Source organism: Streptomyces fagopyri (assembly GCF_009498275.1).
Classification (GTDB): Bacteria; Actinomycetota; Actinomycetes; order Streptomycetales; family Streptomycetaceae; genus Streptomyces; species Streptomyces fagopyri.
Window position 1 is genome coordinate 3,791,830 of the sequence record NZ_CP045643.1, and the last position, 19,899, is coordinate 3,811,728.

The 19,899-nt window shown below is 70.3% G+C and carries 18 protein-coding genes; 1 reads left to right on the forward strand and 17 read right to left on the reverse strand.

The genetic code is table 11. From position 1 onward, the window contains the following. Position 1: 1 nt before the first annotated feature. The 5 genes from GFH48_RS16175 to GFH48_RS16195 form a co-directional block, all read right to left on the reverse strand. A complete protein-coding gene (locus GFH48_RS16175; RefSeq protein ID WP_228120617.1) occupies positions 2-430 on the reverse strand; it encodes a cytidine deaminase in 429 nt (142 codons plus the stop codon). Then, positions 427-1,689, reverse strand: coding sequence for an ABC transporter permease (locus GFH48_RS16180; RefSeq protein WP_153288959.1), 1,263 nt, complete (start codon positions 1,687-1,689; stop codon positions 427-429). The genes GFH48_RS16175 and GFH48_RS16180 overlap by 4 nt, the downstream gene beginning before the upstream one ends. Further along, positions 1,686-2,816 (reverse strand): ABC transporter permease, encoded by a 1,131-nt coding sequence (locus tag GFH48_RS16185; RefSeq protein ID WP_153288960.1) that lies wholly within the window; start codon positions 2,814-2,816, stop codon positions 1,686-1,688. Before GFH48_RS16185 ends, GFH48_RS16180 begins: the two co-directional genes overlap by 4 nt. Then, a complete protein-coding gene (locus GFH48_RS16190) occupies positions 2,813-4,558 on the reverse strand; it encodes an ABC transporter ATP-binding protein (protein ID WP_381921526.1) in 1,746 nt (581 codons plus the stop codon). Before GFH48_RS16190 ends, GFH48_RS16185 begins: the two co-directional genes overlap by 4 nt. A 170-nt stretch (positions 4,559-4,728) precedes the next feature. Beyond that, positions 4,729-5,778, reverse strand: a complete 1,050-nt coding sequence (locus tag GFH48_RS16195; RefSeq protein ID WP_153288961.1) for a BMP family lipoprotein — start codon at positions 5,776-5,778, stop codon at positions 4,729-4,731. A gap of 370 nt (positions 5,779-6,148) precedes the next feature. Between GFH48_RS16195 and GFH48_RS16200 the strand changes: the two genes are divergently transcribed. Beyond that, positions 6,149-6,493 carry a hypothetical protein gene (locus tag GFH48_RS16200; RefSeq protein ID WP_153288962.1) on the forward strand — a complete coding sequence of 115 codons (345 nt, stop codon included), beginning with the start codon at positions 6,149-6,151 and terminating at the stop codon, positions 6,491-6,493. Positions 6,494-6,626: 133 nt separating this feature from the next. Here the strand turns inward: GFH48_RS16200 and GFH48_RS16205 are convergent, their stop codons facing one another. From GFH48_RS16205 to GFH48_RS16260, 12 genes are all read right to left on the reverse strand, one after another. Beyond that, positions 6,627-7,697 carry a BMP family lipoprotein gene (locus tag GFH48_RS16205; RefSeq protein ID WP_153288963.1) on the reverse strand — a complete coding sequence of 357 codons (1,071 nt, stop codon included), beginning with the start codon at positions 7,695-7,697 and terminating at the stop codon, positions 6,627-6,629. Positions 7,698-8,237: 540 nt separating this feature from the next. Further along, positions 8,238-9,536 carry an amidohydrolase gene (locus GFH48_RS16210; RefSeq protein ID WP_153288964.1) on the reverse strand — a complete coding sequence of 433 codons (1,299 nt, stop codon included), beginning with the start codon at positions 9,534-9,536 and terminating at the stop codon, positions 8,238-8,240. 766 nt (positions 9,537-10,302) lie between these two features. Beyond that, positions 10,303-10,992, reverse strand: a complete 690-nt coding sequence (locus GFH48_RS16215) for a contact-dependent growth inhibition system immunity protein (protein WP_153288965.1) — start codon at positions 10,990-10,992, stop codon at positions 10,303-10,305. A 20-nt stretch (positions 10,993-11,012) separates the two neighbouring features. Further along, positions 11,013-11,321 carry an RNase A-like domain-containing protein gene (locus GFH48_RS16220; RefSeq protein ID WP_153288966.1) on the reverse strand — a complete coding sequence of 103 codons (309 nt, stop codon included), beginning with the start codon at positions 11,319-11,321 and terminating at the stop codon, positions 11,013-11,015. 110 nt (positions 11,322-11,431) lie between these two features. After that, on the reverse strand, positions 11,432-12,031 hold the full coding sequence (locus tag GFH48_RS16225) for a hypothetical protein (RefSeq protein WP_153288967.1): 600 nt from the start codon (positions 12,029-12,031) through the stop codon (positions 11,432-11,434). Positions 12,032-12,118: 87 nt separating this feature from the next. Continuing rightward, on the reverse strand, positions 12,119-13,870 hold the full coding sequence (locus tag GFH48_RS16230) for an RNase A-like domain-containing protein (protein WP_153288968.1): 1,752 nt from the start codon (positions 13,868-13,870) through the stop codon (positions 12,119-12,121). Further along, on the reverse strand, positions 13,870-14,178 hold the full coding sequence (locus GFH48_RS16235; RefSeq protein ID WP_153288969.1) for a WXG100 family type VII secretion target: 309 nt from the start codon (positions 14,176-14,178) through the stop codon (positions 13,870-13,872). Before GFH48_RS16235 ends, GFH48_RS16230 begins: the two co-directional genes overlap by 1 nt. Before the next feature lie 46 nt (positions 14,179-14,224). Further along, positions 14,225-14,650 carry a WXG100 family type VII secretion target gene (locus GFH48_RS16240; RefSeq protein ID WP_194280599.1) on the reverse strand — a complete coding sequence of 142 codons (426 nt, stop codon included), beginning with the start codon at positions 14,648-14,650 and terminating at the stop codon, positions 14,225-14,227. Positions 14,651-14,729: 79 nt separating this feature from the next. Next, a complete protein-coding gene (locus GFH48_RS16245; protein ID WP_153288970.1) occupies positions 14,730-15,566 on the reverse strand; it encodes a poly-gamma-glutamate hydrolase family protein in 837 nt (278 codons plus the stop codon). Between the two features lie 14 nt (positions 15,567-15,580). Next, positions 15,581-16,381, reverse strand: coding sequence for a phosphate ABC transporter ATP-binding protein PstB (gene pstB, locus GFH48_RS16250; RefSeq protein ID WP_153292939.1), 801 nt, complete (start codon positions 16,379-16,381; stop codon positions 15,581-15,583). Positions 16,382-16,693: 312 nt separating this feature from the next. Beyond that, positions 16,694-17,602 (reverse strand): sortase, encoded by a 909-nt coding sequence (locus GFH48_RS16255; RefSeq protein ID WP_194280600.1) that lies wholly within the window; start codon positions 17,600-17,602, stop codon positions 16,694-16,696. A gap of 80 nt (positions 17,603-17,682) precedes the next feature. Then, positions 17,683-19,680, reverse strand: a complete 1,998-nt coding sequence (locus tag GFH48_RS16260) for an Ig-like domain repeat protein (protein WP_153288972.1) — start codon at positions 19,678-19,680, stop codon at positions 17,683-17,685. Positions 19,681-19,899: the final 219 nt, after the last annotated feature.

Genomic DNA, 19,899 nt, shown 5'->3' on the forward strand with positions numbered 1-19,899 from the left:
GTTACTTGGTGAGATTCTCCGGCCCGAAGGCCTGCGGCAGCATCTCGGAGAGCGGCAGGATCCCGGCCGGCGTCTCCACGAGCAGGCCGGGGCCGCCGAACTCGTACAGCAGCTGGCGGCAGCGTCCGCACGGCACGAGGATCTCGCCCCGCCCGTCGACACAGGTGAAGTGCGTCAGCCGGCCGCCCCCGGTGTTCTGCAGCTGGGAGACGAGACCGCACTCGGCGCAGAGCCCGAGGCCGTACGAGGCGTTCTCGACGTTGCAGCCGGTGACCGTCCGGCCGTCGTCGACGAGCGCCGCGACACCCACCGGGAACCCCGAATAGGGGGCGTAGGCGCGGGACATGGCGTCCCGCGCGAGTTCCCGCAGGGTCTCCCAGTCGGCCTCCCGGGATCCGGGCTCCACGGATCCGGCCTCCGGGGAGGTCACTTGCCCTGTCCTCTCCGGTACGGCAAGCCGTCCGCCTTCGGCATCCGCAGATGCTGGGCGGACAGCGAGAGCACGAGCAGGGTCACGACGTACGGAGTGGCGCTCACGAACTGCTGCGGGACCTCGTCGGTGGCGAGGTACCAGACGAACATCAGCGCCGAGACCACGGCGGTGGCGACCGCGGGCACGATCCGCTTCTTCCATGCCAGGTAGGCCACGGCGAACACCAGCAGGATCGCGATGAGCAGGATCAGCGCGTGCACGTTGGTGCCGCCCCCGCGCAGGTTGAGGCTGTCGGTGTAGCCGAACAGGCCCGCGCCGAGGGCGAGACCGCCCGGCATCCAGTTGCCGAAGATCATCGCGGCGAGACCGATGTAGCCGCGACCGGCCGTCTGGCCGTCCAGGTAGACGTTGGACGCCACGATGGACAGGAACGCGCCGCCGAGGCCGGCGAAGCCGCCCGAGATGATCACGGCGATGTACTTGTACTTGTAGACGTTGACACCGAGGGACTCGGCGGCCACCGGGTTCTCACCGCAGGAGCGCAGCCGCAGGCCGAAGGCCGTGCGCCACAGCACCCACCAGGTGGCGGGCACGAGGGCCACCGCGACGAGGGTGAGCGGCGAGAGGTCGGTGACCAGTCCGCCGAGCAGGCCCGCGATGTCGGAGACCAGGAACCAGTGCTTCCCGTTGAGGGTGGACAGCCAGCTGGACAGTCCTGGGATGTCGAAGGTGCCGAGCGAGTCGATCGGCGGAGACTGCTTCGAGGAACCCTGCGGCGCGTCCTCGAACGTGAACTTCGAGAGGTAGCGGGTGGTGCCGAGCGCCAGGATGTTGATGGCCACACCGGAGACGATGTGGTTGACGTTGAAGGTCACGGTGGCGATGGCGTGCAGGATGCCGCCGAGGCAGCCGCCGATGATGCCGAAGGCGACACCGGTCCAGGGGCCCCACTGGTAGCCCGCCCAGGCACCGAACCAGGTGCCGAGGATCATCATGCCTTCGAGGCCGATGTTGACGACGCCCGCGCGCTCGGCCCACAGACCACCGAGGCCCGCGAGGCCGATCGGCACCGCGAGACGCAGCGCCGTGGACATCTGTCCGGTGGAGGTGATGCCGTCGGCCCCGGTGATCAGGCGGACGATCGAGGTCAGGATCAGTACACCGGCGATGACGAGCAGGAGTACCGGCAGGGACATTCGGCGGCTGCCCTTGCCGGGCTGCTGCGCCTGCGGCTTGGCGACGGTCACGGTGCTCATCGGGCAGCCACCTCCTTCGGGGAGTTGTTGTTGGCGGCGGCCGCGGCGGCCAGTTCCTCGCCGACCCGCTTCTGCTGGCGGCGCAGGCCCCAGACGCGGACGGCCTCGTACGAGATGACGACCGCGAAGACGATCAGGCCCTGCATGATCGTGGCGATCTCCTTCTCGTACGCCACCGGGGTCGCGTAGTCGAGAGCCGGGGACGCCTTGTCGAGGAAGGCCCACAGGAGTGCGGCGAGGGCGATGCCGCCGGGGTTGTTGCGGCCGAGCAGCGCGATACCGATGGCGGTGAAGCCGAGGCCGGCGGGGAAGCTCAGGCTGTAGGTGTGGGCGTCGCCGAGGAGAAGCGGCAGTCCGGAGAGGCCGGCGATCGCGCCGGAGATCAGCATCGCGGTGAGCACCATCCGCTTGGCGTCGACACCGGAGGCGGCGGCGGCCTCCTCGGAGGCACCGGTGGCGCGCAGGTCGAAGCCGAAGCGGGTGCGGTTGAGGACGAGCCAGTACAGGACGCCCAGGAGGACCGCGAGGAAGACCATGCCGTAGATCGTGCCGACGTCCGAGCCCAGGTCGATGCCGGGGAACCAGCCGGACTTCTTCATGATGCCGGTCGTGTTGTTGTTGCCGACCTGCACACCCCAGATGTTCTCCGCGGTGAGGTAGCCGATGAGGCTGGTGGCGATCGCGTTGAGCATGATCGTCGCGACGACCTCGCTCACTCCGCGGGTGACCTTCAGGACGCCCGCGATACCGGCCCAGAACGCGCCGGTGCACATGGCGACGATCATCAGCACGGGGATCTGCAGGAAGGACGGCAGCGCGAGGTGCGCGCCGACCACGGCGGTCATCATCGCGCCGAGGCGGTACTGGCCGTCCACACCGATGTTGAACAGGTTCATGCGGAAGCCGATGGCCACGCCGAGTGCCGCGATGTAGTACAGCGACGCCTGGTTGACGATCAGTACCTGGGTGTCGGAGTACGTCGCCTGCTGGAGCATCAGGGAGTACGGCTCGAACGCGCTCTTGCCCGAGGCGAGCAGCACGACCGAGGTCAGCGCGATCGCCGTGACGAGTGCGATGACCGGGCCGGCCACCGCGAGGAGCACGCGCTCCTTGTCGAACTTCTTCATCGGGCCTCGTCCTCCGGGGCGGCGCTTTCCGCTACGTGCTCCAGGTGTCCGGAGGCGGCGCCGGTCATGGCCGAGCCGAGTTCCTCCGGGGTGATGGTCGCCGGGTCGGCGTCCGCCACGAGCCTGCCGTTGTAGATCACCCTGAGGGTGTCGGACAGGCCGATCAGCTCGTCCAGGTCGGCCGAGATCAGCAGCACGGCCAGGCCTTCGCGCCGGGCCTCGCGGATCTGGTCCCAGATCGCGGCCTGCGCGCCGACGTCCACACCGCGGGTGGGGTGGGCGGCGATCAGGAAGCGCGGCTTGTGGCTCATCTCGCGGCCGACGATCAGCTTCTGCTGGTTGCCGCCGGAGAGCGAGGCGGCGGTGACGTCGATGCCGGGGGTGCGGACGTCGTACTCCTCGACGATCCGCCTGGTGTCGTCCTGGGCGCCCTTGATGTCGAGCCAGAAGCCCTTGGCGTTGGGGCGCTCGGTGACATGGCCGAGGATGCGGTTCTCCCAGAGCGGGGACTCCAGCAGCAGGCCGTGCCGGTGGCGGTCCTCGGGGATGTACCCGATGCCCTGCTCGCGGCGCTTACGGGTGGGCCAGCCGGTGATCTCCTCGCCGAGGAAGGAGACGGAGCCCGAGTCGGCGTGCTTGAGGCCGATCAGAGCGTCGATGAGCTCCGTCTGGCCGTTGCCCTCGACGCCGGCGATGCCCATGACCTCGCCCGCGTGGATGGTGAAGGTGATGTCGTCGAGGACGCGTCGCACCGCGCCGGCGGTCTCGGCCCTGTCCTCCGTGACCAGACCGGCGCCCGTCGGCTCGCCCAGCTCGCCGAGGGAGGCACCGCCCTCCGCGTAGGCGGTGAGGCCCTCGACCTCGATCACGGGCTTGTCCGTGACCGTCGACTCGGCGGTCTCCGGGGTCGGCAGCTCACTGCCGACCATCATCTCGGCGAGCTGACGGGGGGTGGTCTCGGCCGGAACGGCGGTACCGACCGTCGTACCGCGCCGGATGACCGTGATCTCGTCGGCGACCGACAGGACCTCGCCCAGCTTGTGCGAGATGAAGATGACGGCCAGGCCCTCGGACTTGAGCTCGCGCAGGTTGTCGAAGAGCGCGTCGACCTCCTGCGGCACCAGTACGGCGGTGGGCTCGTCCAGGATCAGGGTGCGGGCGCCGCGGAAGAGGACCTTGAGGATCTCGACGCGCTGGCGCTCGGCGACGCCGAGGCTCTCGACGAGCACCTCCGGGCGCACGTTCAACCCGTACCGGTCCGAGATCTCCTTGATCTTCTTACGGGCGCCGCCGCCGATGCCGTACAGCTTCTCGCTGCCCAGGACGACGTTCTCCAGGACGGTGAGGTTGTCCGCGAGCATGAAGTGCTGGTGGACCATGCCGATACCGCGCGTGATGGCGTCGGCGGGCGACGAGAAGGTGACCTGCTCGCCGTCGACGGCGATCGTGCCCTCGTCCGGCTTCTGCATGCCGTAGAGGATCTTCATCAGCGTCGACTTGCCGGCACCGTTCTCGCCGACGAGAGCGTGGACCGTGCCTTTCCGGACACTCAGATGGATGTCGTGGTTGGCCACCACACCCGGGAACCGCTTGGTGATCCCCGCCAGCTCGACCGCGGTCGACTGCGCGGTGAGGGGAGGGCTGCTGGACGCGTCGATGGCGCACTCTCCTTGGAAAAGGGGCCATCTACGCGCGTAGCGCCCCTGCTTTAAATAGTGCCCGGACGGACCGAAGGTGATCATTCGCGATCAATTTCGGTGCGGTCCGAGCATTCTGCCGCGCGAACGGGGCGCGAGGAGCATCCTCCCCACACCCCGTTCCGTGGCCGTAACGCTGCCATTTCAGCGTCGCCATGGCCATGGTTTCGACGTCTGGTGATGACGTCGTGACCTGGCGGGGATCGAGCCTCGGATCAGGAGGTCTTGACCGTGATCGAGCCGTCCTTGATGCCGGCCTCGGCCTTCTTCAGCGCGGCCTGCAGGTCGGCGTTGTTCTTGAACGCCGGGTTCGAGTCGGCCAGGCCGACACCGCCGGTGGCGAGGCTGGCGCGGACGACGCCGGTCTCGGGCTTGCCGTCCTGCACCGACTTCGCGAGGTTGTAGACCGCCCCGGCGACGTCCTTGGTGGCCGAGGTCAGGATGTAGTCCTTGTACTTGGCCAGCGCGTCCTGCTTGTACTGGTCGGAGTCGACACCGATGGCCCACACCTTGTGCGAGGCGGCGGACTGGATGACGCCCTGGCCCGACAGGCCGGCGGCGGCGTAGAGCACGTCGGCGCCCGCGTCGATCTGACCCTCGGCGGCGTCCTTGCCCTTGTCGGGGCTGGCGAAGCCACCCTCCTGCGGGGTCTGCGTCAGGTACTGCGACTCGATCTTGATGTTCGGGTTGACCGACTTGGCGCCCTGGACGTAACCGGCCTGGAACTTGTGGATCAGCGGGATGTCGACGCCGCCGATGAAGCCGATGTGGTTCTTCTTGGTGGTCTTCGCGGCGGTCACGCCCGCGAGGTAGGAGGCCTGCTCCTCGTGGAAGACCATGTCGGCGACGTTCGCGGCCTTGTCCTGCTCGTCGTCGATGATGCCGAAGGTGATCTTCGGGTACTTGGCCGCGACTTCCTTGATCGCCGGGGCGTAGACGAAGCCGACACCGATCACCGGGTTGTAGCCCGACTTGGCCAGCTGCTCCAGACGCTGAACCTTGTCCGCGTCGGACTCGCCGTCCTGCGGCTCGATGTCCCGGCCGCCGATCTTGAGGTCCTTCTCGGCCTTCTGGAAACCGGCGAACGCGGCGTCGTTGAAGGACTGGTCGCCCTTGCCGCCGATGTCGTACGCGAGACCGATGCCCTTACCCTTGGCCGAGCCGCCACTGGAGGCATCGGTGGACGAGCCGCCACAGGCGGAGAGAGCAACGGCGAGGGATGCGGTTGCAACGCCCGCAACCGCGATTCGGGACACCCGGCGCATGAACGTGACTCCTTTTGTGCAGGCGCCCAGACCAGGCGCTGATTCCGCCGCAGCGTAACGCGCGTAGACATAGCAGAGAACCCACCTTGCCAGAGTGTTATCCGACCGTTTTGAACCCTCGGCGAACAGCCGCCGAACACACCGGACGCGTCCGCTCGGCAAACCCGCCCGCCCTCCGGGCCCGGCAGCCGCCCCTCCGGTGTCATGTACCAGACCGCCACACATCCCAAGATCCTTCCCAGGTCGGATCTTTTCGACAGGTAACCACCGGAAGAATCCCTGGTCGAGATGCGCATCTCCGCAGGCCGGACCAGCCTGCGGCAGCGGGCCGGACCAGCCCGCCGCAATCGCTTCTGATCCAAGGGGGATCGTGAAACTCAACAAGTTCACCGCCACCGCGATAGGTGTCGGTGTCGTGCTGTCGGGCACCGTGGTCGGTGTCGCGACGCCCGCCATGGCCGCGTCGACCTGCAGTACGCGGATCTCCGCGGACCGCTCGACCGGTTACGCCAAATGCACCGGGGGGAACACCCGCCTCAGTGAGCACCGCGTGAAGGTGGTCTGCATCGGACCCCGCGGCGACAAGGCCAACGTGTACGGCAAGTGGGTGAGCACCCGCCACGGCGAGACGTCGAAGGCGGTCTGCACCACCGACACGAGGACGTCCGGTGTCGAGGTGTACCGGGTCACCGTCGAGACGGAGGAACCGGTCTAGTCACCGGTTCGCCCGAGCCGCGCCGCGCGCTCGCGGACGACGGGGGGACGACCGCGCGCACGCACGGGGGAGCCCCCGGCCCGTACATCGGGCCGGGGGCTCCTCTTCCGCGGTCAGCGACCACGGACACGCCTCACGGGGTCGTCTTGACGGTGACCGTGCCGGCGATGATGTCCTGCTTGGCCTTGTCGACGGCCGCGACGACGTCCGGCATGGCCTTGTACTTCGGGTTGGTGTCGGCGAAGCCCACGCCGCCCGACTTCAGGTCACCGCGGACGACGCCGTTCAGCGGCTTGCCGTCGACGACGGACTTGGCCAGGTCGTACACGGCGCCGCCGACGTTCTTCAGGGCCGAGCCGAGGATCCAGTCCTTGTACTTGGCCAGGGAGCTCTGCGCGTACTGGTCGGAGTCGACGCCGATGGCCCACACCTTCTTGGCGGCGGCCTGGGAGATCACGCCCTGACCGGACAGGCCGGCCGCGTGGTAGAGCACGTCGGCGCCCTTCTCGATCTGGCCGGCCGCCGCGTCCTTGCCCTTGTCGGGGCTGGCGAAGCCACCCTCCTGCGGGGTCTGCGTCAGGTACTGCGACTCGATCTTGATCTTCGGGTTGACCGACTTGGCGCCCTGGTCGAAGCCCGCCTCGAACTTGTGGATCAGCGGAATGTCGACGCCGCCGATGAAGCCGATGTGGTTCTTCTTCGTGGCCTTCGCCGCCGCGACACCCGCGAGGTAGGAGGCCTGCTCCTCGTGGAAGACCAGGTCGGCGATGTTGGCCGCCTTGTCCTGCTCGTCGTCGATGATGCCGAAGGTGACCTTCGGGTACTTGGCCGCGACTTCCTTGATCGCCGGGGCGTAGACGAAGCCGACACCGATCACCGGGTTGTAGCCCGACTTGGCCAGCTGCTCCAGACGCTGAACCTTGTCCGCGTCGGACTCGCCGTCCTGCGGCTCGATGTCCCGGCCGCCGATCTTGAACTCCGCCTCGGCCTTCTGGAAACCGGCGAACGCGGCGTCGTTGAACGACTGGTCGCCCTTGCCGCCGATGTCGTAGGCGAGGCCTATGCCCTTGCCCGAGTAACCCGACGAGCTCTTGTCCGAACCGCCACCGGACGAGTCGGTGCTGGACTTACCGCAACCCACGGCCGCGAGGGCGATGACCGAGACGGCCACCGCTGCTTGGGAGAACCTGGTCCTCCGAGACATCAGACGCACAGCAAGCACCCTTCATCCCCACGGCCGTCGCCGGTCCGCTTCCCCAACACGCCGCACCGCAGCGATTCCGGCGCACAGTAACGCGCGTAGAAGGGCAGGGGAACGGGATTCCTCCTGGCCGTTATCGAACCGTGCCGCCACCGGGTTACGTTTGCCCGCCACCCGTTACGACAGGGTGACGCAAGTGGACGAAGGGGCACCGATCAGGGCATCGGTCGGACCGGCGTCGCGGGTGCCCCTCGCATCACTCGGGGCACGCAGGCCTTTTCGCGCCATCCCCGCGCCGGCGTCCCGCGTTCACGGAGGCCCGGGGATGTCGGGAGGTCCCCGCAGGACCCGAGGCATGTCCCGTGATCCCCGGCGGGCGATCGACGACGGCCACGGCACCTCGCCGCATTGTCGGGGTCGCCCGAACAACACCCGGCACGAGGACGACCCTCCGCCTCGCGACCCTCCGCCTCGCGACGGACCGCCTCGCGACGCACCGCGTCCGACGCCGCGCGCCGATCCGCCGGGGATCACGGACAGCCCTCAGCGGATCGCGTCCAGCAGGGCCGCCGCGGTGAAGAGCTCGACTCCGGCCGTGATGGCCGACTCGTCCGCGTCGAAGTCGCCGCGGTGCAGGTCACGCGTGGTGCGCTCGCCCGGTGTACGGACTCCGAGGCGGGCCATCGCGCCGGGCACGTGCTCCAGGTACCAGGAGAAGTCCTCGCCGCCGAGGCTCTGCTCGGTGTCCTCGACGGAGTACGGGCCGCGCCGTGAGGTCATGGCGTCGTGGAGCAGCTCCGTGACCGCGGGGTCGTTGACGACCGGCGGGACGCCCCGGATGTAGTTGATCTCGGACTTGGCGCGGTACAGGTTCGCGATCTCGTCGATGGCCTCGTGCACCAGGTCGGGTGCCTGCCGCCACGCCTCGAGGTCGAGGCAGCGTACGGTCCCGGAGAGCTCGGCGTGCTGCGGGATGACGTTGCAGGCGTGCCCGGACTCGATCCGTCCCCAGGTCACCGCGAGCCCGCTGCGGGCGTCCACGCGCCGGGCGACGAGGGACGGCACGTCGGTGACGACGCGCGCGGCGGCGGTGACGAGGTCGGTCGTGAGGTGGGGGCGCGCGGTGTGGCCGCCGGCGCCGTCGAGCGAGACCTCCAGCCGGTCGCAGGCGGAGGTGATGGGACCGTGCCGCAGTCCGATCCGCCCGGCGTCGACCTTCGGGTCGCAGTGCACGCCGATGATCCGCCCCACGCCCTCCAGCACTCCGGAGTCGATGGCGTCGGGCGCGCCGCCGGGCAGGACCTCTTCGGCGGGCTGGAAGATCAGCCGTACCGGATGCGGCAGGAGCCCCTGGCGGTGCAGGTCGGCGAGGACGAGCCCGGCGCCGAGGACGACGGTGGTGTGCACGTCGTGGCCGCAGGCGTGCGCGCGGTCGGGCACGGTCGAGCGGTACGCGCAGTCACTCTTCGTGTCGGGGATGGGCAGGGCGTCGATGTCGGCGCGCAGCGCGAGCATGCCGCGTCCGCCGTCGACGACCCCGTCCCGTGCGCCGGCGCGTACGCGGTCACCTTCCCCGGTCCGCTCGCCCTCCCCCGCGCCGTCGGCGTCGTCGATCCCGATGTCGCAGATGAGTCCGGTCCCGATGGCGAGCACGCGGGGCTTGAGGCCCGCCTGCTCCAGACGTGCCTTGAGTGCCGCGGTGGCGCGGAACTCGTGGTTGCCGAGCTCCGGGTGCATGTGCATGTCGCGCCGGAACGCGATCAGCTCGGCACGCAGGGCGTCGGGCAGGGTGCCGGGGAGCACGGCTCCCCCGGGAACATCGGCCTCGTACTCTCGGGACATCAATTGGTTCACCCTTTGAAGGGTAGGGCGACGGGGCGGCCAACTGACCCACGATCAACAAAAGTTCAGCCCGTCAGGGGAAGAAACTTGGCCGCGCGACGCATAGGTTTCAGGTGGGATGGGTACGCTCGCCCGTCTTTCCGGACGATGAGATCTTGAGCCAGACGGTATGCGCGCCCTGCCCGGGCCGCATCCCGGCCGAAGGCCGACCGGCGTGCGATGGGAACGGCGGCCGACTGCTGCCGCGTCCGAACCGATGACCGACTGCGGTGACGGTCCGTGACCATGGGGGTGTCGCGGGTCCCTTGATGCGGGCCGCCTACCCTCTGCTCGATCCAGTCCGCCGGGGCTGCCCGCGGACTCCCATAGGGGAACGCTCGGGGTGTCCGAGCCCATTCCCGTACCCTACGGTCCCACAGACCCGGCCAAGATCATGCGCATGGATGCCCGGACACCAGTCCCCGTCGACCCGGGCGCGAGGGGCCGCCGGTTTTCACGTCCGGCCGAGCGGGGGATGTCCCGGGGCTCCCGATCGACGGACGGCCGCCCGCGCCGTCCCCCGGCGCCGGACGCCCTCCGTGACGTAAAGGAGCGGGAGGGACTCGCAGGGCCTGGAAGGACCTCGCAGGGTCTGGAAGTGCTTGGAAGTGCCTTGAAGGACCTGGACGGCCCAGTGGTCGTGGCCGCCAGGTCCTGCGCGTGCTCCTGCTCGTGCCCGTGCCGGGCGGCGTTCTCGGGGCGTGGGGCAGCGAACGGGCCGTGCGCCTCACCGTGCCGTGTCGGGCCGCCCGTACTCCGCTCGCGGCGACCCGAGCCGTCGGGCGACGAGGGCGAGCCAGCCGCCGGGGCTGTAGGGAGCCGGCGGGTCGACCTCCATGCCCAGTTCGGCGACGGCCAGGGCGTGGTCGGACTCGTCCAGGTCCAGGGCGAGGAGCTCGTGCAGTTCGCCGGCCAGACGGGCGACGAGCTGAGGGTGGGTGCCGGCGGCGTAGTCGTCCACGGCGGCGTCGTGGTCGTCGAACTCGTCCGGCATGTCCTGGGAGAACCAGCCGCCGAGGAACTGGCCGAGTTCGGGGAAGCGGGCGTGCCATTCCCAGTGGGTGGCGGGGATGGCCGGGGGCGGCGCCTCACCGGTCTCGACGCTGTGCCTGATGTGGTCGGCGAGACAGGACAGCCACTGCTGGACGTCCGGCTCGGGAAGCCCGACGTCCGGGATCGCGTAGAACTCGCCGAGGCGCAGGCGGAGCCGGCCGGGCGGGTTGCGGGCGTACTCCCGCAGCTGGGCCTCCGCCGTGGCCAGCGCCCAGGGGCGGGTGTGCCAGGTGTGGCGGAGGTAGGCGGTCAGGGCCCGGCCGGGGGTGTCCGGGGTGTCGTCGGCGGGCTGTCCGGCGTAGGCGCGGATCACCTGGTCCAGTTCGCCGTGGCGGCGGTCGTGTTCTAGGGGGCTCAGGGACACGGTGATCAGCCTCTACGGGTCTACAGGAAGGTGGGGAAGGTGGCGTGGACGACGAAGCCGTGCGGGCGGGTCGCGTCGCGCCTGAGCACCACGCGGGCCGCGCGTACGTCCACGGGGTCGCGGCCCGCCAGCATCATCGCCTGCAGCAGGACCCGGCCGACCGGCTCGGAACGCGAGGGCCAGGACGCCTCGATCGTCAGACGGGGGCGGGTGGACCGGGCGAGCCAGCGGTGGATGAGCTGCTCGTTGGCGGTGACGACCTGCTGGGTGGCCCATTGGGCGGTTTCGCGGTCGGGGTAGGTGGCGGAGCGGGTCGGACGAGCGGTCATGAGTGCTCCCGCTGCTAGTGATCGTTGACAGTGTCGATGAGTTCCTGGAGCCGGTCACGGCTGGTCCGAGAGAGGCGCTCCTCCCCGCGTGGCGTCTTCACGTGGCGTCTTCACGTGGCGTCGAAGGACCAGAAGAGGCCGATCTCCGTGTCGGTCACCGCGACCAGACCGAGATCCCAGTCGTACTGGGATACGGGCGTGCAGCCGGTGATCGCCTCATAGAAGTCCGGAGCGTCGACGGCGCTGTCCGTGCTCACGCCCGGGAGCCCGGCATTCGTGTAGAAGGAGGTTCCCTCCGGGAAGCGGGACAGGACCGCCCGCGCCTTCCGCTCGAGCTCCGGGCGACGGGTCTCGAAGTTGTTGCGGGCGCGTTCCTTGGGGACATCCAGCCAGGTGGTGGACAGCACGACGAGCAGCCTCTCCACCGACGTCCGGGGCACCGCCCTCAGTCCACGCCGCCACCCGACCCCGCCCTCCGGATCGGAGGGCGGCAGGACGAAGGGGAAGAACGTGTGCTCCAGGCGTTCCTCCTCGCCTTCGTCGGCGTCGAGCCACCTCCAGGACCGTGGATCCGTCACCTCCCTGCGCATGACCGCCTCAGCATCCCGCACCCAGTCCTGGTGTTCGCGGGGCCCCACCAACACGTACGAGTACCGCCGCTCGTACATGCTGAGCGCCTCGGCCCAGGTCTCGGCGTCCAGGGTCGGCATCGCAGCTCCTTGTGACGGTCGGGTTCGGTGAGGGGACGGGAGACGGGAGGTCAGCCTATTCGGGGCCGGTGCGGGCCGGATCGGGGCCTATTCGGGCATGGAGGTGACCACGACGAAGGGTGGGTTGAGACCGGGGTCGTATTTGAGGCGGGTGGCAACGCCGTGTGCGTCTGCCACCGGGGTCGACCGGCCATTGACCACTCTCGAGGTGCGGCCCGTCACCGGGGCCACGGCCAGCGGGCTGGTCGCGGCCGGGCCCACCGCGCTGACCTGGAAGACCTTGGTCGGCGGGTCGGGAGGGGGCCCGGTCGCCAGCCACGCGTCGATGTCGCCGCTCTTCTGCCGGATACAGTCCTGGGTGTACTTCTGGGCCGAAGCGAGGTCGACGAAGCTCGATGCCGCCGGGATCTTCGGCTCGCCGTTCCCCTTGGCCTGGTCGCGCAACCGCTGCAGGAGCTGGGCGTCGGTCTTGCCCACATGCTTGTCGATGGTGTGACCACCGCCGAGGTCCTCGGCCATCGCCAGGTCGATCGTGTACCTGTACGGGAACGGGTTCTCCCCGTTAAGCAGCTTGTGCTCCTTCTTGAACTCGTTCATCGACCGGCCGCCGAGTGCCTCGGCCCTGGCCTCCTCGGCTCTGAACGTGGGCGCGCTCCTGAGCGCCTCGTCCAGTTCCCACTCCAGCTCGCGGAGTGTGCCGGCCGCATCGCTGAACTTCTGCTGGTAGATCTCGACGGCCTTGTCCGCGGCCGCCCGGTCCATGTGCTGGCGGAACGTCATGACCAACTTGCCGAACATGGCGCTGCCCGCGAGTTCGAGCAGTTCCACCGGGTCAAGCCCGGTCGTCAGGTCCGCCACCATCCCTTTGGCCGCGGTCCTGGCCAGGTTGGTGGTGGTCTCCCGGCAGGTCTTCGCCACCTGGGCCAGGTCGTCGCAGGTCTTCTGGACGGTGTCGGCGGTGTGGTGCAGAACTTCCAGGATCGGGCGGCGTTGGGCGGGCGCCACCGTTCCCGAGGTCTTCCAGCTGCGGCCGCCCCGCTGGGCGATGTCGCCCAGCGCGTCACGGTTACGGCCCCACGCGGTGGTTCCCCAGATCGCCTGGCAGAACGACTTCATCGCGCCCTGCCACTCACTGCTGCCCTGCGGGTCCGTCATGTAACTGATGGCGGAGGTGAAGTCGTCGCCCGCCTTCAAGGCCGCGCTCCCGGCCTCGCGCCACGCGGTGGCCATCCCCTTGAGGTCGTCCTCGCGGGCGCCCGGGGTGATCTCGTGGGTCTTGCCTAGGTTGAGCCCGTACTCGACGGCCGGCCCGATGACGTCCGCGAGGAAGTCCGGGATCTCACCGAGCGCCCCGGAGACCGCCCAGGAGTCGGCGTCCTCTCCCGTCCCGATCCACTTGATGTCGTTGACCTTGCCGTGGTCGGGCTCCTTGTCGATGACGACCGGGGGTGCGCGGCGCGGCGGCGGCCCCTGCATGCGGCGCGCGAACCAGTCCGCCGCCAGGTAGTTGTTGGCCGTCACCGTCAGTCCGACCGCGACGCCGCCGACGCTCACCACGCTGGTCGCCCAGGTCTTGATGAACTTCTCGGTGATCTCCATGTACACATGGGCGAAGGAGTCAGGACCCCACCCGGTACCTGCCGACTGGCTGTAGTGATTCAGCGCCTCGACCAGCTGGGTCACGCCCTTGTCGTAGTCGAATTGCCCGTCACGAACCACCGCCGACGAGTAGTACAGGTGCGGCGGCCGCACATCGAACCCACCGCTGCTGCCGGGCGGCGTTGGTTTCAACTGGTCCCGCTCCCGCTTGCGTTGGGCGTCGCTGGGACGGTCGGCCATCAGACCGCCCCCCAGCCCCGCAGCACCGCCCGGTGCGCCGCCGTGTAGTTGGCGTGGCCCGTCGTGACGTATGCGTGCAGCCATTTCTGGGCCGCTTGGAGGTCCTGCGCCGAGCGGTCCCACTCGTCGAGCTTGTCGACGAAGACCTCGCGGGCCTCGCCCTCCCAGGAGAGGACGACGGGGACGGCTCGGTCGTACAGGTCGTCCAGTCCGCCGTTGAGCTTCTTGAGGATGTCCTCCAGCTCGACGGCGAGGTCGTGAAGGGTGGTGAAGGAGACGGCTATGTGGTCGTCGTCGGCCTGCCGCATGTTTCCCCCGGTACGTGAGAAGTGCCTCGTCGTGGTCGGTGCGAGGTCAGAGGGCGTCGAGGCCGCTGCTCGGGCGCGCGGGCGGGCTCGTTCGCGCGGCGTCCGGGTTCGGCGTGGACAGCCGGTCGACCTCGCCGCCCACGTCCACGTGGATCTGCCGCATCCCCTCGACCACGGCCAGTTCCCGCTCCGTGAAGCCGTCCCGGCTCAGCCGCACGGCCCGCGCGAGGTGCGTCATCACTTCACGGATGCGTACGGCGTCCTCGGTCGCCGCGCGGTGGAACTCGCGGTACGCCGTCGCCGCCGGGCCCCGCCAGTCCGCCTCGATGCGGTCGACGACCGCGTCCATGCGCTTGACCTGCTGGTCCAGGTGATCGCGCATGGCGTCGAGGTCGCCTGCCAGCTTCGTCAGGCCCTCGTGGGAGGCTCGCAGATCTTTCGGGCCGCCCTGACGGCCCGTACGGTCTCCCACGCCGACCCCCGTCGCGTCGCTCGGTCAACTCGTCCGTTCGCACGGGTGACCCTAACAACTCACGCCGGGCACAGCCGGTTCACAGCGGTGTCTGCTCCGCCTCCAGCCGGTCGATCGCCCTGCGGGTCGCGTCGACGAACGTCCAGAAGAACGGGAGAAGCCCGGTCGCGCGGGTGGCGAGCGTGTTCTCGCCCTCGGCGAACATCGCGGTGCGCAGGGCCGTGGTCATCTCCAGCTGGGCGCCCATGCCGAGCCGGGTGCGGTTGCAGATGTTGCGCGGGGAGAGTCCCGCGATCTCCTCCTCGCCCGACGCCGTCACCGCGCGGATGCCCGCCGCGGTGAACTCCTCCACCAGGTACCGGCGGAAGGTGGGGTTGAGGCCGCCGACGAGGACGGCGGCGGCGCCTGGTTCCAGGCCGGCCTGCTCGGGCCTGCAGCCGTGCAGCGCGAGGACGTTGAGGCTGTCCGCGCACAGGGAGCGGGCGATCGCGTCGTCGCAGCGGGTCGAGGTGACGTGCAGGTCGGCGTTTCCGCTGCTCATCAGCCCTTCGAACATCCAGAAGCCGTGGACCGGTCCGGCGGGCGGAGTGGGCGAGAGGTCGGCGGGGTCGTAACCGGCTGTCGCCAGGCAGAGTTCCGAGGTCCCCCCTTCGATACCGCCGCCGTGCGGGGCGACGACCGTGGAGCGCGGCGAGGGGGCACGACCGGCCGCGCTCCGGCCGTCGGCCGGAGCGCGGCCGGAGCGCCGGACCCAGTCGATGCCCTCCGTCCAGGCGGGGTTCGCGTACAGGGCCGTGTTCGAGGCCGGTGCGACGCCTGCCGCGGGTGGGGAGGTCACCGTCGCGGCGGTCGTCACCGTGCTCGGGGCGGGCGTCTCCCCGAGCGCGGTGAGAACGGTACGGCGTCTGCTCTTCATATCGGCCGAGGATGTCAGCCGAAGCGGCCCGCCACATAGTCCGCCGTGCGCGGGTCCTCAGGGGTGCCGAAGATGTGTTCGGTGAGACCGTGTTCGACGATGCCGCCCGGGGTGCCCTGCTCCGCGAGGAAGAACGCGCACTGCTGGGAGACGCGCGCCGCCTGCTGCATGTTGTGCGTGACGATCACGACGGTCACCTGGCCCGCGAGTTCGTGGATGGTCTCCTCGACCCGGCGGGTGGACGTGGGGTCGAGCGCCGAGCACGGTTCGTCCATCAGCAGCACCTGGGGACGTACGGCCAGCGCACGGGCGATGCACAGGCGCTGCTGCTGACCGCCGGAGAGCGCGCCGCCGGGCTGGCGGAGCCGGTCCCGTACCTCCTTCCACAGGCCTGCCCTGGTCAGGCTCTCCTCGACCAGCTCGTCCTTCTCCCGGCGGCCGGCACGAGTGCCCGTCAGACGCAGGCCCGCCACCACGTTGTCGTAGATCGACATGGCGGGGAACGGGTTGGGTTTCTGGAAGACCATGCCGATCCTGCGGCGGGCGTCGGTCAGACGGCGCTGCGGGGCGTAGATGTCCTCGCCGTCGAAGAGCACCTCGCCGCCCATCGCGGCCGACGGAATCAGCTCGTGCATCCGGTTGAGCGTGCGCAGGAACGTCGACTTGCCGCAGCCGGAGGGGCCGATCAGGGCGGTGACCTGACCGGCCGGCATGGTGAGGGAGACCCGGCGCAGCACCTGGTGGCTGCCGAACCAGGCCGAGACGGACCGTGCTTCGAGCGTCGCGGGCGCGGGGGCGCCGGGTCCGGACGCCAGGGGTGCCGCGGCCGGGACCGGTGGCAGCGGCTCGGTGTCGGCCACGGTGGCCAGGGGCGGGGTGGTCTCGGGTGCGGCGCTGTCAAGCGCGGCAATCGCATCGGTCACGTCGGGCACCTCATGGCGGGGTCGGGTCGATCGGTCGGGCAGGACGGCGGTCGGGCGGCGGGCGGCGGGCGGCGGTCACACAGGCGGTCGGTCGGCCCGTCGGTCACGCACGCGGGCACGCGGGTCGGCGGGCGGGCGGGCCGACTGACAGGCGGGTCGACTGACAGGCGGGTCGACTGACAGGCGGGCCGACTGACAGGCCGGTCACATCAGGTTCGGGAGCAGTTCGGTGGTGTGGACGGCGACCTGGAGGCCCAGGACCGCGACGACCGGCGCGAACACGATCCACGTCTGGTGCCGGCCCCACCGGTGCCAGGTCCACACCGCGGCGACGGCGACGGCCACCAGCGCCTGGAGCCACATGACCAGTGGCCACGGCACGCCGGAGGGGTGCGCGAGGGGCTGCTCGGACTCCGGGAGCGTGCCGGAGCGGATGACGGCCGCCGGGGTCTGGGCGGGCGTGGAGATCAGGTCGGCGTCGACGCGCAGCACCCCGCCGGGCATGAAGTGCGCGCCGGTGGCCGTGACGAGGACCAGGCGCCCCTTGCCCGGGGCCACGGTGGCGGGCGCCGGGTCGCCGGCCCGTCGTACACCGAGTACCTGGTACCTCGCCCTGCCCTGGCCGGTGGTCACGGTGAACGTGTCGCCCGCGGCGAGCCGGCCGAGGTGTCCGAAGGGCCCCCCGTAGGCGGCCGCGCGGCCCATCAGCACGCTGGTGCCGGACTGTCCGGGCAGCGGGGTGTCCCGGCGGTGGCCGGGGCCGTCGGTGAGGACGGCGGAGTCGGTGCCCTCCAGGACCACCTGGTGGACATGGGCGGCGGGGATGTCGAGGAGCGCGACGGGCGTGCCCGGCGCGAGCAGGTCGCCGTTCTGGTCGGTCTGGGCCACCGGGGCGGTGCCGAGGGCGAGTTCGGTGCGCAGTGCGTCGTACGAGGCGTGCTGCGCGGCCCGTTCCTGGACGCCGCTGACGAGCAGCAGCTGGGCGGTGAGGCCGAGCAGCAGGGCGGCCAGGGTGAGCAGACCGCCCCGGGCGAGGTGCCGGACGGCGGTGACGCCTCGAACGCCCAGCCGCGGCGCGGGGGTGGTGAGCGTGGTCTGTACGGCGACCGTCACGGCGACGCGTCTCCTTCCATGGCTTCGTCGGTGGGACCGTCGGGGAGACCGCGGTCGCGGTCTCCCCGACGGGTCGTGCGTCAGGTGGACTTGATGGTGAAGTTCGCGCCGTTCCTCGAGTTCACCGTCGAGGAGCCGAGGTACCACACGTGCATGGTGTGCTTGCCGGCCTTCAGCTTGGGCAGGGTGAGCGTCACCTTGCCGCCGCTGAGCGTGCCGGTGGCGATCACGTGGGAGCCCTCGTAGACGCGGACCGTGCCGGTCGGTGTGGTGCCGGTCGCGGTGACCTTCACGCCGACCTTGGCGCCGCTGTTGTGGCTGATCGAGGCGGGCGCGGTGGTGCCCACGGACGGGGTCGCCTTGGTGATCGTCAGCTTGACGGTCGTGGAGGACGTGTTGAGCTTGGTGCTGCCGCCGTAGGACACCGTCAGGGTGTGCGTGGCGACCTTGAGGTGCGTGGACAGGCTGATGCCGACCCGGCCGGAGCTGTCCAGGTTGCCGGTGCCGAGCGTGGTGGTGCCGTCCTTGACGGTCACCTTTCCGCTCGGGACGACGCCGTGCGAGCCGGTGACGGCGATGGAGACCTTGGGGGTCTTGCCGTACGCGGTCGTGGCGGCGGTGGCCTTCACGGAGCTCGTGTACTTGACGGAGCCGGTCCACGTGGCGGCGGAACCAGCGCCGTTGAGGTTGGCGGCGGAGACCGAGGCCGTGTACGTGCCGAGGGCCAGGCCGGTGAAGCTGTACGACGTGGTGCCGGCCGGGACGTCCTTGACGGCCACGACGGCGCCGTCCGAACCGGTCAGCGTGACCCGGTAGTCGGTGACGGGCAGCGCGGGCGCGGGGGTGGGCGCGGTCCAGGTCAGCTTGAGGCTCGCGTCGCCGGTGGTGGCCTTCAGCGCGGGCTTGGCGGGCGTGTTGACGTCGACACCCGACACCTCCAGGCCGCCGAGCTTGGCGTGCCTGGCCGGGTTGATCGAGCCGTTGTACGACTCGTTCAGGAAGCCGAAGTCGGCGATGACCTTCTCGGCGGTGTCGGTGGCGAGGCCCGCCTCGTGGGTGCCGCTGGTGACGAAGACGTCGTAGAGCGCCTTGTCGAAGAAGATGCCGGCCGGGTCGATCGCGCGGCTCGGGACGACGTTGTAGACGTCGCGGCCGAAGGTCGCGTTCTCGAAGTAGCCGGCGACCGGGGTGAGCTTGCCGTTCACCGTCGTCACCGGGCTGGAGACACCGGTGTCACCGGGCAGCTGGACGCCGGCCAGGTGCGCGCCGGCGGCGACGGCGGCCTTGCTGTAGTCGGGGGCGATGCCGTTGTTCTGGGCGATCCAGCTGCCCACGGAGAACGGGACGAGCGCGCCGTCCTGGGTGAGCGCGGCGTTGGCCTGGTTCTCCTGGACGGTCGGGATCTCCGAGGAGACCGTGGTCTCGGTCAGGCCGATCGCCGCGAGGAAGAACTTGCGGGTGCCGGAGCCGGCCTGCGGGAGGACCGCGTGCAGGGTCTGGCCGTTCAGCACCTTCAGGCGGGTGTCGCCGGCGGTGTAGATGTCGTGCAGCTGGTCGACCGTCAGCGTGTCGAGGGCAGAGCCGCGGACGGCGACGCCCACCGCGTCCCGGGCGAACGGGATGTAGGTGAGGGTGGTGCCGGAGGTGCTCGGGCCGCCGGAGGAGCGGGCGAAGTCGACCTGGCCCTTGATGGCGACACCGGTCGAGCTGGGGAACTTGTCACCCGTCAGCGACATGCTGAGGGCGGTCCGGCCCGGTCCTGAGCCGTTGGGACGCAGGAAGGCGGGGCCGCCGGGGCGGGTCTGGATGGTGGAGGTGGCGGCGTCGGGCGCGAAGGCGTCGTACGAGGCGATGCCCGCGTTGCCGGCCTTCACGGCGGTGGCCGCGTAGCTCTTGCCGTTGACGATGTCGCCGGCGAGGGCGTTGAGGACGTCCTGGGTGGTGTCGGAACCCACGCCGACAAGCTGGCGGAAGGTCCCGGCGGGGGTGGGGTCGGCGGATGCCGGGCTCGCGAGAGCCAGCGTGCCGGACACCACGGCGGCGGCGACCATGGCCGCGGTGAGGCGCATTGTGCGCATCGGGGTTCTCCTGTGGTTGTGGGTCGGTTGTACGGCGGTCCTGCGTGGGTGGATCTGGCAGGGTGGGGGGTCAGACCGTCCGCCCCGACTGCCTTTCGGGGCGGACGGCCGTCTGTGGGGAGCCCCGGCCCGGGTGGACCTGGCTCCGTCGGCGTGCGGTGCGGGCCCGGCGGGCCGGACCCTCTCCTCGGGGAGCCTCGGCCCGGCAGGGCCGGCTCC

Bases quoted from the DNA above. Each gene is read 5' to 3' on its own strand.
- GFH48_RS16180 (WP_153288959.1), bottom strand. From the start codon at position 1,689: ATGAGCACCGTGACCGTCGCCAAGCCGCAGGCGCAGCAGCCCGGCAAG.
- GFH48_RS16185 (WP_153288960.1), bottom strand. From the start codon at position 2,816: ATGAAGAAGTTCGACAAGGAGCGCGTGCTCCTCGCGGTGGCCGGCCCG.
- GFH48_RS16190 (WP_381921526.1), bottom strand. From the start codon at position 4,558: ATGATCACCTTCGGTCCGTCCGGGCACTATTTAAAGCAGGGGCGCTAC.
- GFH48_RS16195 (WP_153288961.1), bottom strand. From the start codon at position 5,778: ATGCGCCGGGTGTCCCGAATCGCGGTTGCGGGCGTTGCAACCGCATCC.
- GFH48_RS16205 (WP_153288963.1), bottom strand. From the start codon at position 7,697: ATGTCTCGGAGGACCAGGTTCTCCCAAGCAGCGGTGGCCGTCTCGGTC.
- GFH48_RS16210 (WP_153288964.1), bottom strand. From the start codon at position 9,536: ATGTCCCGAGAGTACGAGGCCGATGTTCCCGGGGGAGCCGTGCTCCCC.
- GFH48_RS16220 (WP_153288966.1), bottom strand. From the start codon at position 11,321: ATGACCGCTCGTCCGACCCGCTCCGCCACCTACCCCGACCGCGAAACC.
- GFH48_RS16225 (WP_153288967.1), bottom strand. From the start codon at position 12,031: ATGCCGACCCTGGACGCCGAGACCTGGGCCGAGGCGCTCAGCATGTAC.
- GFH48_RS16230 (WP_153288968.1), bottom strand. From the start codon at position 13,870: ATGGCCGACCGTCCCAGCGACGCCCAACGCAAGCGGGAGCGGGACCAG.
- GFH48_RS16235 (WP_153288969.1), bottom strand. From the start codon at position 14,178: ATGCGGCAGGCCGACGACGACCACATAGCCGTCTCCTTCACCACCCTT.
- GFH48_RS16245 (WP_153288970.1), bottom strand. From the start codon at position 15,566: ATGAAGAGCAGACGCCGTACCGTTCTCACCGCGCTCGGGGAGACGCCC.
- GFH48_RS16260 (WP_153288972.1), bottom strand. From the start codon at position 19,680: ATGCGCACAATGCGCCTCACCGCGGCCATGGTCGCCGCCGCCGTGGTG.